Below are 14,267 nucleotides of genomic sequence, written 5' to 3' on the forward strand. Positions count from 1 at the left end.
AAATTTCCTTTTCTGTTTTCCTATGCACTCCCAATTGTACGCAAAAAACCGCAAATTCAAGTGATCGTGAAACACGATCACAATTTAAGGTAAAGGCAGTCACCAAAAAAGAATTGGAGTAAACTACATTATTTTTTACTGTATAGATTAATATAATTATAATATGTACGTTTTCCAATTCCTACTTCATGGCAAGCATTGGTTACATTACTTCCATTATTAACTAATGTAATTACCTTATCTACTTTGTCTTTAACGTCAGGACGACCAAACTTAACACCACGCTTTTTAGCTGATTCAATGCCCTCTCTTTGCCTTTCTAATGTTGTTATTCTCTCTTGTTCAGCTACAGAACTCAGAACCTCCAGTATTATATTATTAATCATTTCAATAACCCATTGTTGCCCGTCTAGTTCAATTAGTGTAGTAGGCATATTTAAAATTCTTAAAATGACACCTTTTTCTTTGAAATAATTGAATTCTCTTATTGTATCTCTCTTATTTCTAGAAAGTCTATCCAGTGCATGAATATATACTATATCACCAGCTACTACCAATTCTTTTAGCTTTTGATAATTTTTTCTGTTGGTATTTTTGCCACTTAGTTTATCACTGTAAATATTTTTTATATCAACGTATTTTGTTAAACTATCGATTTGTCTGTCTAATTTTTGTTCTTTTGTAGATATACGAGCATAACCATAGATCATATTACTCACCATCATTATTAAGAACTACTGATCTAGCAGCTTTATTGAGTCCATATTTTGGTTTTAAGATTATTTCATAGTCTAAAGCATCCATTATTTTAATTAAACTCTCAGTATTAGGATTATTTGTTCTTAGTATTGTATTTAAACTTGTTGGATTTGTATAGTTCAACTTTTGACTAAGATCTTTTTGAGTCATATGTTCTTGATTTAAAATTTTTTTTATTGCTTGTTGTGCTTTCATATTATTCACCTCGAATATTATTATATTTTACAGTAACGATTGATTCCAATAGAAATATTATAAATTCTTAATTTTAAACAGTGTATAAAAGTGGTCTTTATTGCACTTTTAGATAATACGCATTAAACAGTATTTAATAAAAAAATTATACTTATAAGGACTGAATAATCAACTATTAAAAAAAATACGTATTTATAAGTGTTTGATATTAAATTTAATGATAATTTGCTAATTTACCTTTTATGTATTATAATACAAGTGCCTAAGGGTTTGATATTCGTTTGTAATCTTGCAGGATCAACGAATATCTTTTTTTGTTTCTAAATAAGTCTTATAAATTTACATTAAAAGGTAGACAATACACCTTTTGCGTGATATAATAAGTATAGAAATAAAGAAAGGGGTACTCAAGGGAGTACAAAGGTTAAAAAAATGGATAAAATAATTGATAAGATTAAAAAGCTGATGGCAATCGCTGAGGATCCTGGGGCTAGTGATCAGGAAATTCAACTGGCTACTTATAGAGCAAATAAGCTTATGATTAAACATAAAATTACAGAACTTGAATTAAATGAAGATAATAATGGTGACATTATTCAAAAAACAATGAATCAGTATTATACAGGTTATCTATATTGGACATTCAGAAATATTTGTAAATACAATCGAGTTAATGCTTATTATCTAGGTAAAATAAACAGTAAATGTCAATTTAAATACGTTGGATATGAGAAAGAAGTTGCATTATGTGAAAGTGTAGTAATTCCTGTACTAGATTATTTGGAAAGAACAATCAAAGAACTTAAAGAATGTTATATTGGAGACATGGATTTTAGAGTATATAAACGTGATTACTGCCGTGGATTTGCAAAAGGTATAGAACAGCAGTTGAAAAACTCTTTTATTGATATGAATATTGATAAAAAATATGAACTTATTTTAACAGATCTACATCCAGCTGTAGTAGATTATGTTAGAACACAAATGAAAATTAGAACAGTCAAAACTAATTATACAAATGAAAGTGAAGATGCTTATGAACTCGGTCTAAAGGATGGCAGCAAATATGAAATTAAACAAAGTACTCCGAGAAAACAAATTAATAAAAAGTAAAGGTAAGTAGATAAAATGATAAAAGTAATAAGCTATGAAGAATATATAAAAACGCCATCATTGAGAAATCAATACAATGATACAATTGCAAAATGTCATTTATATAATTATGGAGGTGTTTTTATTGAATTTATTTTAGGAAGGGCAGATGTTATGGAAATTGAGGATATTGAATATTTAGACATAGATTTTGAAAGAAAATAATGCTTTAAGTTTTAAAATATTATTCTATAAACACATTATATAAATAGATATATGCTGAATAGTAGGAGAAGAAATGAAATGAAAAAGGATAAAAGTGCATTAAGGATTGAAAAGGAAGAAATACTTAAGTCTTCCCAAAATAATTTTTTGGAAACAATAAATTATTTACCTGAATTAATTGGGAGTGAAAAGCAGGTAAAGTGGGCTAATGATATAAGGAATAATTTTGTTGAAAAGGCTAGAAAAAACATCAACATGCATATATACTCTTATCCACGGATGAGATACCATGCTCTTGAATTTTATGTTTTATCGCATATTCTTTTAAAAGAAACAAAGGCGGAATATTATATAAATAATAGAATGGCGTTGCAAAAACCAATAATTGCTACTGACTTTGCAGATGATTACATACTTATGCATTTAAATGAATATGATCCAGACAATTTTAGAAATACTATTTTAGATCTAATTAAAAATGGTATTTCTTATAAAGAAATAATTAAGAAATTAGATAGAAAGGAAATCTAAAAATGGAGATAGCGGTTAAAGAGTTAAGGCAAGATATATTTAACTATTTAGAGGATACAATAAAGAAAACACCACAAGAATTTAAAAATCTTATCGATTGCATCATTGAATTTAAAAATAAATGTGATATTGATCTCTCAATTTTAGTTAATTATGATTTTGATGGATTTGGGGAATGTTGGGGTATGTCTATTAGAATAGCAGAATGTAGAAGTATTCTTGCTCATATTGCAGAAAGCGAACAAGTGCTAATAAATACTGAAAGTATTGTATACTGTCTAAATGATGATATTAATTATTATATATTAGACTATTTGAGTAAAAAGTATCCTTTTTTTAATGAAGAAGATGATGATAATTATGATGAAGAATTATCTGAAGATTTGTATGAAGAATTATATAAATCATTAAAAAAAGATGAAGAATTTATAAAATATAAAAATAATTATTTTTATATGAAAGTGGCAGAAAAAATAAAAGAAATTATAGAAGCTATTTTAGATGATTCTGAATTTGCTTATAAAAGTGATGAAATACATTCTTTAAAATTAAGCCATAACAATAAATTATTAATTACGTTTGGTGTTCCTTACAACATTCATTAATTATTAAAATGATAGGATAAAATTTTCTAGATTTTAAATGTAAAAATGTAGTGCCAGAGTATTTGAAGAAAACCGTTTCTTTCCGGTACAGATGGCTAATATTAAGGAGTGAAATAAAAAATGATAACAAAATTAGAACATAATTTTACGAAAAATACTAAGATTTATTTTGAACATAATGTAGAAATAAATGAGAACAGCTATTTAATAATTTTTGGTCATCATATAAACGGTGGTTTTATAGCAATACCAGACTGGAATATTTGTTGTGAAGCATCTGCTAACAGTGACAGTAGTTATTATAATCGAATGAAATTAATCGATGCAGGAATGGATGAAATTACTGCAAAAGAAATTTCTGAATATATTAATTTATGGATTGAAGTCAATATCATGGATTGGAAAAATATAAATGATAAAATCATTAAATAAATTAATTGAAAATATGAAAAAAGTTAGGAGGTCATGAAGTATGCCAAAAATTACAGTATATGCTAATTACGAGTTCATAAATGATAGTGATAATTGTTATGATAATGGGGAACTTTCAATACTGTATGAAGTACCAAAATCGTGGATTAATTGGAATGAAGAAAAACGACAAGACTGGCTGGAAAAAAACAGCGATAAAATAGATAAAGCATTTAATGATGCTATGGTTGTTTATCATGTTAGTGAACTCTATGATGATGTTGAATAAAAAGAGAAACTAATATTAATTTACTGTAACCAGTCGACGATGTTATACAAAATATTTATAATAAAATGTAATGGGTACAGCGAAAAAGGGAGAAATACCTATATGATAAAAAAATGTATTGTTTGTGGAAAGAAATTTAATTCTAAAAATGGAATAATAACCTGTTCGGATATGTGTTACGAAATAAGAAATAAAGAACGTTTAGAAAAAAATGAGTTGATTAGACAAAATAAATTAAAAAGAGAGCATAAGCAATGTCCTGTATGCGGTAAAAAGTTCGAAGTAAATAAAAGCCATCTTGTATACTGTTCGGCAGAGTGCAGAGAAGTAGCTACTAAAGATAAGAAAAAGAAATATTTTAAAAATTACTACAGTGAGAATAGAGATAAAATAATAGAAAACAATTCAATAAATCAAAAAAAGAAAGCGGGCAAAATTTAGATTTGCCTCTTTTTATTTAAAAAACTTGAAACCCCACATGAGAGTATATGTGGCGGTAGTGTTATTACATATGTGGTTTTAGGTTTGGTCAGTAGATTAATATTTAAGTAGGTCATTTGACCTACTTTTGTTTATAATGGCTTTCTAAAAGGAGGTAATAAAGATGAACTATGGTTATATTAGAATATCATCTAAAGATCAAAATTATGAAAGGCAATTAAAAAATTTAACAGAATATGGAATCAGAAGGGAGAATATATATATAGATGTAATTTCTGGAGCAACATTTAACAGAAAAAATTACAAACGATTAATAAGAAAAATTAAAGAGGGAGATTTAATCGTAATTCATGAATTGGATAGATTGGGTCGCAATTATGCTGAGATAATGGAAAACTGGACATATATAACAAAGAAAAAGAAAGCCGATATTAAGATTTTAAGTATGACTTTGCTTGATACGACTGTTGCAAAGGATATATTAGGAACTTTTATATCAGATCTAGTATTACAGATATTGGGCTTCACTGCACATCAGGAGCGTGAAAATATTCGAAAAAGACAAGCTGAAGGAATCGAGATTGCAAGAGCAAATGGGATAAGATTTGGGAGACCAGAATTAGATTTAGCTGATAATTTTAAAGAAGTTGTAAAAAAACAGGAAAATAAAATATATACAGTTAACGAAACTTTAACGATCCTTGATATGAAAAAAACTTCATATTACAAGTATAAAAAAATAGTTAAGCAGAGTGTAGAAGGGATGAAATAATCATCTCTTTTATTAAGTAAAAAAATTCTAAAAGTTTCTAAAAAAAATAAACGTAGGGGAACTAGGGGTAGTTTATTTTTTGTTTTTTTACGAAGTAAAAAGAGAAACTTTTAGAATGTAGTCCCCAATATAACTAACAAAAATAATAAAAAAATAATTAAAAGGTAGACAATACACCTGTAATGTGCTATAATAAATATATAAAATAGAAAGGGTACTCAAGGGAGTACAAAAGGAGAAAAAAATGAAATTAAAAAAATCAAAAAAAATTATGGCGTATTCAACAAAAGGCGGTGTTGGAAAATCAACCTCACTTTTAACTATTGCTCAGTATTTTTCTAAAAAAGGTTATAGAATTTGTATTATAGATGCAGATCCGCAAGCTAATTTATCAAAAACTATTTTAAAAGATGAAGTTTTTAAAGATGAGTATTTGTCTATGACTGATTTGTTCTCTGCAAAAGTTGACTGTGAAAAAGTACATAAGGCTATTTATAATGTTACAGATAATTTAGATATTATTGGTTCGTCACTTGCCCTAGTAAATTCAGAACAGTTAGTCAGGAGCAACACAATGTGTGATCAAGGGAGAATAATTAATAAGATAACTCAATGTATTGAGGATGAATATGATATTATTTTATTAGACTTTAATCCTTTTCCATCACTATTAACAACCAACGGGTTCATAGCAAGTGATTTTGTAATAATACCTACTACTTGTGATGAATGGGCTGCTGATGGTGTAGCAACTACTTTATCACAGATATATCAAGTTATCGAGGGATTTGGTAAGGAAATTAAATATAAAGTGCTTATTAATCAAAAATCTCGTAATAAGGATGATAGAGCTTTTGAAGAAGAAATTAATGCTCAGTTAAATGCAGATCAGTTATTTAAGACTAATATACATTATCAAGCTAAGCCGTTTAAAAATAAGGACATTTGTGTCACAGATTTTAATAAAGGTAATACAACTGTTGGACAGGAATGGCAGAGTGTTTTAGATGAGATAGAGAGAGAGGTATTAAGATAATGGCAGCTAAATTTGATCTAATGAAAACACTTAGTAATCAAAATAAGGAAAATGTAGTAAATGGTATGTTATTTGAAGGTGATAAACTGGCACGTATACCATATAATCAAATTCAAATAGGCAGATATAAAAAGTATGAGATAGATCCAAAAGAAGTAGAAGAATTAGCTATTTCTATTTCTACTATTGGTTTGGAACAAAATCTCGTTGTAAAGGAAACCGAGGATCCATCAGTTTATGTAATAGTTACGGGCCACAAGAGATTAAGTGCGATTAATTATATTTTTAATAACAGTATTGAAATTAGCGAGAAATTAAAAAAAGAGTTAGAAATGCCAAATTGTGTTGTTGTATCTAAAGATGAATCTGAGTTAATAACTAGATTTAGAATGCATGAAACAAATGTTCATCAACGTAGTGGCTTTAATATTGCTGAGATAGAAGATTATTTAGAAATAGTGGAAGAAGCTAAGAAGAACAAAACTGAAGTAAACGGAAAAAGAATAGTTGGGACAACACGTGCGTTACTTCATACTAGATTTGGTATGTCTGAAGCTATGGCAAAAAAATATATTAAAGTTATTAAAGAGGGAAATCAAGAGTTAAAAGATAAATTAGATAATGGAGATATATCAGTTAATAATGCTTATGAGTTTTTACAAGGAAAAAACAAACTGGAAACTAAGCGCAAAAAAACTGAAACAAATATTGATTATGAGATAAATGATTTTATAAAAGATATTTATAAGCCGTATAAATCTATGCAAAAAGCTATAGAAAAAGTAAATGAAAATTATGAAATTTTGCAAATTGAGGATACTGAGGGAGAAGTAATAGACAAAAAAGTATTCGATTTATTAGAAGATTGTAAAACCAAAATGAAAGAAATAATGGATATTCTCAATACAGCAGTTCTAGAAAATAGCAAAAAGTAGGTCAAATGACCTACTTTGCAAAGGAGGTATTTTAATGAATAAAGTTTATTTGATGGGAAAAATTTATAACTTAGAAAATGAAGTTGGTAATGCTGGTAAAGTAGTGACTCGTTTTGAATTAGAAACAAAAAAATTAGTTGGGTTTGGTAAAAAAGATGCAATAACATACGATATAATTCCGTGTGATATACGTGGAAAAAAAGCTACTTATATATATGAAAAATGTAGAGAAGGAACAAAAGTGACTCTTTGGGGAAGATTAGATCTTGATAAAGAGAATCATTTGTCTATTGCAGTTGATGAAATAGAAATAATTTAAAAGGGTGTGAAGTGAATGTATATTGATTTTGAAAAATTTAAAGACAGAAAAAGGGATGGATCACCACGCTATATTAAATGTTGTAGAATAAGTGAGGAACAAAAAAAACAATTGAAAGATTTTGCGAATCATAATAATTTAAATCTAACAGAAGCTTTAAATTGTGCAATTGATTATGGCTGCGAAAAAATGAGGGCGGATGAAGGTTTTAAAAATTATGTTTTAAGTATTCCAACAAAAAGAAAAAATGTAGATGGAGCAGATAAAAAACAAAAGATAATTCTAAAAAAGAATACCAATGATAAATTAGAAATGACAAAAAATGAATTTAGATTATATAACGAAAATGGATTTATATATGCTGCTATTTGTGCTTTTCTGGAAGAAATAAAATAAAAAAATAACCACGCTTGCGCATGGTATATCTGACAATACCTATTTTAAATCATTAAAAAAAATAATGCAAGTGGAAGGAGTGGTTTATATTTCTTATGATTATTTATCAAATGTACTAATTCTTTTGATAATTAAGTCTATTATGCCTATATTAGTTACAGTATTTGTATCATGTTTACTTTATAATCTGCTTAATTCTAAGATAGATCCTTATGTTAAGTCAGTGGCAAAAGTATATTGGTTTACTTATTTATTATGTACTGTATTTTTAATTCTATCTTATTTGACAGGACAAAAATTTGAAACGTTTGTATATGAAATTAATGAATTAGCTTCAAAAAAAATTATATATGATATTAGTCTTTTAAATACATCCTTATTTTATTATGCTGTCTGGAGTTTTATCTTGGCCACTTTACTTTTGTATAAAGAGACAACAAGAATAAATAGAAATAGCGAGATAATCAAGCTGCATAGAATAAAAAAAGAGAAATTAGATAATTTTGACAATGTACCGTTGAATTATGATAAAAATATATTTATTAGCGGAAAAAATGGTTCTGGTAAAACAGTAGCTATATCTAATTTTACTGCCAGACACATTGAGGATAATGAGTTTTGTATAATTATGGATGGTAAAGGAGATATTGGTGAATATTCTTTATATGATATTGTAACCAAATTATGTATCAAAAAGAATAGAAAACTATATATAATTAATCAGACAATTCCAGAAGAAACACACAGCTATAATCCGTTTAAAAATTGTAATGCAACACAAATAAAAGATATGCTTATAAATATGTCGGAGTGGTCTGAAGAACATTATAAAGCTCTGGCAAGTGAATATTTTCAAGCAGTGGCAGATTTTATGATCAAAGCAAATATTAATATATCTTTTAACTCATTAATAGAAACAGCTAATGATTTTATGAATACATTGGAAATGTATAAACTTTCTATAGATGTCAGTGATTACAGTTATTATATAAATGTTCATAAACGGTGTTTCGAAGCAGCCGAAGGATCTCTATCTAGGTTTTCTACGTTGGCTCATGGCGAAGGAAGAAGAATATTTGACAGTAACAGGAGGGATTTTAATTTAAAACAGGCATATAGAGAAAATGCTGTTGTTTTAGTTTTATTAAATAAACTTGAGTATACTGATTTTGCACGTGGAGTAGGAAAGCTGGTATTAAACGATATAAAAAATGTACTTGGAGATATTACTAAAATAAAAGGCAAGCATGAAAAGTTTTTATGCGTATTTGATGAGTTAAGTGTTTATTTTTGTGATATGATTGTTGATGTTGTCAATAAATCTCGTTCTTTAGGTGGAACTAATATTTTATCAACTCAAACAGTTGCAGATATGGATGTTGTAAATGAAAATATAAGACGCTCTGTAATTGGAAATATGCATGGATTTTATCTGCTTAAACAGGCTGACGATAAATCAGCAGAGACATTGGCCAATGCAATTGGAACTAAGAAGAAAGCAGAAATAACAAGTAAGCTTGACTCTTTTGGTAAAACGGGAGATGGAACTTCTAAAATTGTGGATGAGTTTAAAGTTCATCCTAATGATCTAAAGGAACTTCCGTTAGGTATAGGGTATTGGATTGATACAATGTCAGATGGATTTAAACCATATAGGATTAAAATGCCTTATATAGACGTTAAAAATATAGAATCATATATATTTAGGGATATTTGAAAATGCGTTTATTGCAGCGGGATTTAGAGGTTTTAAAAGCATTGGATAAACTGAGAGTTTTAGATATAAATTTGATTAGTTCATTGGTAGGCATTAATGAAGGTACATGTAAGAATAGGATGCGGAAACTTGTTACAGAGGGATATGTTAAATATTATCAGGAAAGTAAGACTACAAAAAGATATTACACTGTCACAAAAAAAGGAATGGCCTATTTGTATCCGCCAAGAATAACAATTTCAAAATCGGGAAAAATATACAAAAAAGTAAAAAAAGCACCAACAATAAGCAAAAGAACACTTGATCATGAGATAAAAGTTGCTGAAGTATTAAATCATATTTTGAGATTCAATGATAATCTTTCAATAGATGATTTTAAGACTGAAAGAGATATGCAAAGAAAAATGGAATATATGCAAATAAGAAATCAGCATATTTGTGATTTATTATGCGAAAAGTATAAAATAAAAATAGAGGTAGAATTGTCAGTTAAGCAAAAAAATAAGCTGTCAAGAAATATAATTTTTAACACTTCAAATTATGTACAAATATGGTTTGTAAACAGTGATATGTTGTATAAAAGGCTTTTAGATGAAAAAAAATATTTGGAAGAGAAGTATTTAATTAAAATTATAAAACTTAATAATATTTGTGATGCTGATCTTGATTTATCAAGTTATTATAAAGAAATAAATGAAAAATTTGGAGTAATAAGTACGGAAAAAAAAGAAATGTACCAGCAGATGAATATATTTGAAATAAAATAGAAAAAACGTATTGAAAATTAGAAAAAAGTAATTAAAATTATATATGTGTTGTATTGATTTAACACATTTACCATAATGATTTAAAAGGTAATTAAAAAATATATATCTATATTCAATTAATTGATCCAATTTATTGATTTATTATGGTATATAAGTTTGAAAAAGCATACTTTTTTAAACAGTGAAATTAAATATAAATATATGTTTTTTAACCAAGAAATTAAGCAATTAATTTCTTTTTTTTTATATATTTTATTACTTTTCATCGAGTTCGTTTAAGTATACTTAAACGAACTTTTTTAGTTCTTTGACAAATAAATAGTAATATCTATCTTTCAAAGGAAAGAAGGAAAACTTTGATATTGCAAATATCATTAATTTTCCTTGTGACTATTTAAAATTTAAATAATCAAATTGTAAATAGTTGCTGTTATTTAACAGATTCTGTAAAAAGAGCCTTTTACAAATGTACGCTTGCGATTAATACATTGTATAAAAATAGATGGTAACTATTTGGCCATGACTTTTGCAGAGAGATTGAAACCCGCCAAAGTAGGCGCTCAGTAGCATGGGCAGGTGAAATTCCAGGGAGAAGTGAATAACCTAAACTTCGATAACGTTATTACAAAAATAATAATATAGTAGTTTAAGTTACACTACTATTTATGACAATTTAATTGCATAAGGTAGGTCAAATGACCTACCTACTATAAAAAAGATAATAAACTTTTATTTTATTATCTTTTTTATAGAAAGAAGGGGGATATAGTGGATAGAAAGAAATTAAGAAATCAAGCGATTTTATTCATATCAATGAATAATCTTATCTATTTATTTATAGATTTTTCAAAAGAGTTATATGTAATGGGAACTGCAATATTACTGCTTTTTCTCATGAAAAATTTAGAGTAGAAATTAGGAAGAAAATTAAATGGTGAAGGAAGAAAAGTTATCGGAAGAAATTAATAAATATATAGGTAAATATGAGAGCGAATTGGCTAAACAGCAGGCAAAAAGTATTTTGAATAATTTATCGTTTATTTACTGTAAAGTAAAAATTCTAATAATAGAGCTTGAAGGCGTGGAAAACTGCCACAAAAAGGCGATTACTATAATTAAGAATTATCTTAAATACCTAAAAGACTTTAACCTGCTAGATACAAATGGATCTAAAGACGTTTGGAAACCATTAGGAAAATCTGTCTGGTGGATTGATTTAGTTTATTTTTTAAATAAATCTGATAATGAATTTGAAATAGAATTAAATGAAATAATTAACAAAATAAAAAATTCTTATTTAGAGAAGAAATAGAAGAATGATGTTAACTGACGAAGTTAGTGTAGTAAAAAGAATGAATAAGGAGGGGCATATAATAATGATAGAAACTACAAGTGTAAATCTTTGGGATTATATTACAGGCTTTTCAATTATTTTGATGGTACCTTTAATAATACTAACAGTTTTATTTATGATATATTCAATAATTAGTATAGTAGAAAAAGATTTACAAGAAAACAATGATAATAGAATGTACTTAGTAGTTCTTATTATAGGTTTTATCTTTTTAATAATTGAATGTTTATTATATAAAGGATTGTTGGATTTGTTTCAGATTTTTTGCACTTAGTTTCCAGTTTGTTTTTTCCTTGTAAAAACTCAAATGATTATATAAAAGGTGAAGGAAAAATAGAAGAAATTATGTGTAGGTTACTATGTTAGATATTTTTATGAAAAGAGGAACAAAAGGTAGATAATGAATACTGATAAAATAATTAAAATTATGGAAGAAAAAAATATTACATTGTACAGATTAAGTAAAATGACCAATTTAAACGAATCTAATTTAGGTAAAATCATGTCAGGAAAAACAAAGGATCCACGTATCAGTTATGTAAAAGCAATAGCAGATGCATTAGAGGTAAGTATAGATGAAATAGTAATCAGAAATAATTAAAAATAAATTTATAAGGAAGAAGCAATGATATGAAAGAAATATTAAAAATTATTTATATAGCAGTATGTTTATATCCTGTATACAGATGGGTAAAAGATGCAGTAGATGATATAAGATGTAGTTACATAAATTATAGAGACTCTATCAATCACTCTGACAGAAGTAAAAATAAAATTGTAAGAATAGTACTTTCTATAAGAGATTTGTGGAAAGTTATGTCAATTTTTGAATATGGTCATGAATATTTTCTTCCTACAATACTATTTATAATATTTTGCAAAGCTGTTTTACTGCTTACTTTTATTACACTTGGGTGTTGTCTGTTCTTGTTTTAGCAATTGAAGGACATGGTGAAAAGATGATGATCGATAGAGCAGAGTTTGAAAAGTGGGCTAAAGAAAATGGGAAAATTATTATTAATCCCCAGGATAAATTTATGAATACGATGAAAATAATTGAACTTATGAAAGAAAGAAATATAACAGTATATAAATTATCAAAAATGATAAATTATGATCGTACAAATCTAAAAAAAATATTAAATGGAGAAATAAAAGAGCCAACAATATCTACTGTAATAGCTATTGCGGATGCATTAGAGATAAACATAGATGAGATAGTAATCAGAAATAAGTAAAAATAAATTTATATAAGCTGGTTACATATTTTAACAGATATGGTGGGCGATTAGATGAAAAAGAAAATTTTAGATGTATACAAAGAAATAGGGAGAAAAATGATAATAAAACGTTTAGTTTATAATGTCTTTTATAATAATTTTAATGTACTAAAGCAGATCAGCGAGAGTATTCTATGACAATATGAAATACAATGTTAGAAAATTCGAAGAAACAATAATAGAACTGATAAAAGGGAGTGAAATCAAAATGGTAATAAAATATATGAAAAAAAAGTGTAATATTTGCGGACATATTGTAACTACTGGAGCTGTTATGTGTGAATACTGTGGTAATAAATTTGATATATCAGATACTGGCAGAGACAAAATAAAAATTAGCAGCAGAACCTTATTAATAATTAATTTACTATTGTTTATTATTGGCTGTATCACTGTGTATATTTGTTTCAAATTATTTTTGAGTTTTAAAGATGATATGTTTAATTTTATTAATATATCATCAAAAAATGATTTACTGATATCAGCATTAACAGGAAATGTTGTGGAAATAAGGAATTTTGGTATTAGAATGTTACTATGTCTAGTAGGATTCATGCTCTGCTTAATAAGTGGACCAGCTATGATTAGTTTCCTATTGTGGATAATGAATAAAAAAGTTGATTTACATACTGAAGTAACCAAATATTCTTCTTATGCTGATACTTGAAATACTAAGACATTATAATTAATCCGCTATTTTTAAGTATGAAAAAACACGAATATAGAGGATGATAGAACAGAACAAATTATTGATAATTTATTAGATATTTTTATGAAAGAGAAACAAAAGGGATGTTATGAATACGATGAAAATAATTAAACTTATGAAAAAAAAGATAAAAAAGGTAGGTATGAAAGTTAGTTGGATATTAAAAGTTAGCAGCTTTAGAGAACTGTTAAATGTGACAATCTTCTTAATGTCAGTATGGAATATAATATCTATTTTTATAGATATTCCAAAAGTGTATTATTCATTTATAAGTAGTATTATTTTATTAACAGTTACATTGAGTGAAGTCTGGCTGTTATGCCAGAATGAAGAAAAATAGGGAAAAAGTATATTGTAATGATAATCAAATGTTCTTTTTATGCTGATACTTGAAATACTAAGACATTATAATTAATCCGCTATTTTTAAGTATG

The 14,267-nt window shown here is 26.9% G+C and carries 24 protein-coding genes; 22 read left to right on the plus strand and 2 right to left on the minus strand.

Annotated elements, in window-relative coordinates; translation table 11 throughout:
- Window positions 1-128: 128 nt before the first annotated feature.
- Window positions 129-710 carry a recombinase family protein gene (locus tag KSU54_RS16990; protein WP_054322835.1) on the minus strand — a complete coding sequence of 194 codons (582 nt, stop codon included), beginning with the start codon at window positions 708-710 and terminating at the stop codon, window positions 129-131.
- A 1-nt stretch (window position 711) separates the two neighbouring features.
- Complete coding sequence (locus KSU54_RS16995) at window positions 712-954, minus strand: helix-turn-helix domain-containing protein (protein WP_195992753.1); 243 nt, start codon at window positions 952-954, stop codon at window positions 712-714.
- A 432-nt stretch (window positions 955-1,386) separates the two neighbouring features.
- On the opposite strand from KSU54_RS16995, the gene KSU54_RS17000 reads away from it, so the two are divergent.
- From KSU54_RS17000 to KSU54_RS17105, 22 genes are all read left to right on the plus strand, one after another.
- Entirely contained in the window at window positions 1,387-2,067 is a 681-nt protein-coding gene (locus KSU54_RS17000) for a DUF2786 domain-containing protein (protein WP_054322833.1), read from the plus strand.
- Between the two features lie 15 nt (window positions 2,068-2,082).
- A complete protein-coding gene (locus KSU54_RS17005; RefSeq protein WP_054322832.1) occupies window positions 2,083-2,271 on the plus strand; it encodes a hypothetical protein in 189 nt (62 codons plus the stop codon).
- A 78-nt stretch (window positions 2,272-2,349) separates the two neighbouring features.
- On the plus strand, window positions 2,350-2,802 hold the full coding sequence (locus KSU54_RS17010; RefSeq protein WP_195992867.1) for a hypothetical protein: 453 nt from the start codon (window positions 2,350-2,352) through the stop codon (window positions 2,800-2,802).
- Between the two features lie 2 nt (window positions 2,803-2,804).
- Entirely contained in the window at window positions 2,805-3,407 is a 603-nt protein-coding gene (locus tag KSU54_RS17015; RefSeq protein ID WP_217746749.1) for a hypothetical protein, read from the plus strand.
- A gap of 120 nt (window positions 3,408-3,527) precedes the next feature.
- Window positions 3,528-3,839 carry a DUF6618 family protein gene (locus KSU54_RS17020; protein ID WP_054322829.1) on the plus strand — a complete coding sequence of 104 codons (312 nt, stop codon included), beginning with the start codon at window positions 3,528-3,530 and terminating at the stop codon, window positions 3,837-3,839.
- Between the two features lie 40 nt (window positions 3,840-3,879).
- Window positions 3,880-4,107, plus strand: a complete 228-nt coding sequence (locus KSU54_RS17025) for a hypothetical protein (protein ID WP_054322828.1) — start codon at window positions 3,880-3,882, stop codon at window positions 4,105-4,107.
- A gap of 102 nt (window positions 4,108-4,209) precedes the next feature.
- Window positions 4,210-4,548 carry a hypothetical protein gene (locus KSU54_RS17030; protein ID WP_195992863.1) on the plus strand — a complete coding sequence of 113 codons (339 nt, stop codon included), beginning with the start codon at window positions 4,210-4,212 and terminating at the stop codon, window positions 4,546-4,548.
- A gap of 163 nt (window positions 4,549-4,711) precedes the next feature.
- The gene (locus tag KSU54_RS17035) at window positions 4,712-5,320 is read left to right on the plus strand and encodes a recombinase family protein (protein ID WP_226814618.1); all 609 of its coding nucleotides are present in this window, start codon (window positions 4,712-4,714) and stop codon (window positions 5,318-5,320) included.
- 244 nt (window positions 5,321-5,564) lie between these two features.
- The gene (locus tag KSU54_RS17040; protein WP_195992861.1) at window positions 5,565-6,356 is read left to right on the plus strand and encodes a ParA family protein; all 792 of its coding nucleotides are present in this window, start codon (window positions 5,565-5,567) and stop codon (window positions 6,354-6,356) included.
- On the plus strand, window positions 6,356-7,291 hold the full coding sequence (locus KSU54_RS17045) for a ParB/RepB/Spo0J family partition protein (protein WP_217749041.1): 936 nt from the start codon (window positions 6,356-6,358) through the stop codon (window positions 7,289-7,291). The genes KSU54_RS17040 and KSU54_RS17045 overlap by 1 nt, the downstream gene beginning before the upstream one ends.
- Before the next feature lie 34 nt (window positions 7,292-7,325).
- Window positions 7,326-7,610, plus strand: coding sequence for a single-stranded DNA-binding protein (locus KSU54_RS17050; protein ID WP_195992857.1), 285 nt, complete (start codon window positions 7,326-7,328; stop codon window positions 7,608-7,610).
- A 15-nt stretch (window positions 7,611-7,625) separates the two neighbouring features.
- Window positions 7,626-8,006: a hypothetical protein gene (locus KSU54_RS17055; RefSeq protein ID WP_195992855.1), complete on the plus strand. Its 381-nt coding sequence runs from the start codon at window positions 7,626-7,628 to the stop codon at window positions 8,004-8,006.
- Window positions 8,007-8,085: 79 nt separating this feature from the next.
- Window positions 8,086-9,723: a type IV secretory system conjugative DNA transfer family protein gene (locus tag KSU54_RS17060; protein WP_217746728.1), complete on the plus strand. Its 1,638-nt coding sequence runs from the start codon at window positions 8,086-8,088 to the stop codon at window positions 9,721-9,723.
- Between the two features lie 2 nt (window positions 9,724-9,725).
- Window positions 9,726-10,490 (plus strand): winged helix-turn-helix transcriptional regulator, encoded by a 765-nt coding sequence (locus KSU54_RS17065; protein WP_217746727.1) that lies wholly within the window; start codon window positions 9,726-9,728, stop codon window positions 10,488-10,490.
- A gap of 768 nt (window positions 10,491-11,258) precedes the next feature.
- Entirely contained in the window at window positions 11,259-11,402 is a 144-nt protein-coding gene (locus KSU54_RS17070; RefSeq protein WP_153801657.1) for a hypothetical protein, read from the plus strand.
- A 19-nt stretch (window positions 11,403-11,421) separates the two neighbouring features.
- A complete protein-coding gene (locus KSU54_RS17075) occupies window positions 11,422-11,802 on the plus strand; it encodes a hypothetical protein (protein ID WP_054322818.1) in 381 nt (126 codons plus the stop codon).
- A gap of 64 nt (window positions 11,803-11,866) precedes the next feature.
- Window positions 11,867-12,118, plus strand: a complete 252-nt coding sequence (locus KSU54_RS17080) for a hypothetical protein (RefSeq protein ID WP_152917003.1) — start codon at window positions 11,867-11,869, stop codon at window positions 12,116-12,118.
- 126 nt (window positions 12,119-12,244) lie between these two features.
- Window positions 12,245-12,445, plus strand: a complete 201-nt coding sequence (locus KSU54_RS17085) for a helix-turn-helix domain-containing protein (RefSeq protein ID WP_054322816.1) — start codon at window positions 12,245-12,247, stop codon at window positions 12,443-12,445.
- Window positions 12,446-12,474: 29 nt separating this feature from the next.
- Complete coding sequence (locus tag KSU54_RS17090; protein WP_054322815.1) at window positions 12,475-12,780, plus strand: hypothetical protein; 306 nt, start codon at window positions 12,475-12,477, stop codon at window positions 12,778-12,780.
- A gap of 23 nt (window positions 12,781-12,803) precedes the next feature.
- On the plus strand, window positions 12,804-13,082 hold the full coding sequence (locus KSU54_RS17095) for a helix-turn-helix domain-containing protein (protein WP_217746726.1): 279 nt from the start codon (window positions 12,804-12,806) through the stop codon (window positions 13,080-13,082).
- Between the two features lie 250 nt (window positions 13,083-13,332).
- Window positions 13,333-13,791: a zinc ribbon domain-containing protein gene (locus KSU54_RS17100; protein ID WP_217746725.1), complete on the plus strand. Its 459-nt coding sequence runs from the start codon at window positions 13,333-13,335 to the stop codon at window positions 13,789-13,791.
- Window positions 13,792-13,975: 184 nt separating this feature from the next.
- On the plus strand, window positions 13,976-14,173 hold the full coding sequence (locus KSU54_RS17105; RefSeq protein WP_152917001.1) for a hypothetical protein: 198 nt from the start codon (window positions 13,976-13,978) through the stop codon (window positions 14,171-14,173).
- Window positions 14,174-14,267 lie beyond the last annotated feature (94 nt).

Source organism: Erysipelatoclostridium sp. MSK.23.31 (assembly GCF_019125875.1).
GTDB classification, from domain to species: Bacteria; Bacillota_I; Bacilli_A; order Erysipelotrichales; family Coprobacillaceae; genus Thomasclavelia; species Thomasclavelia ramosa.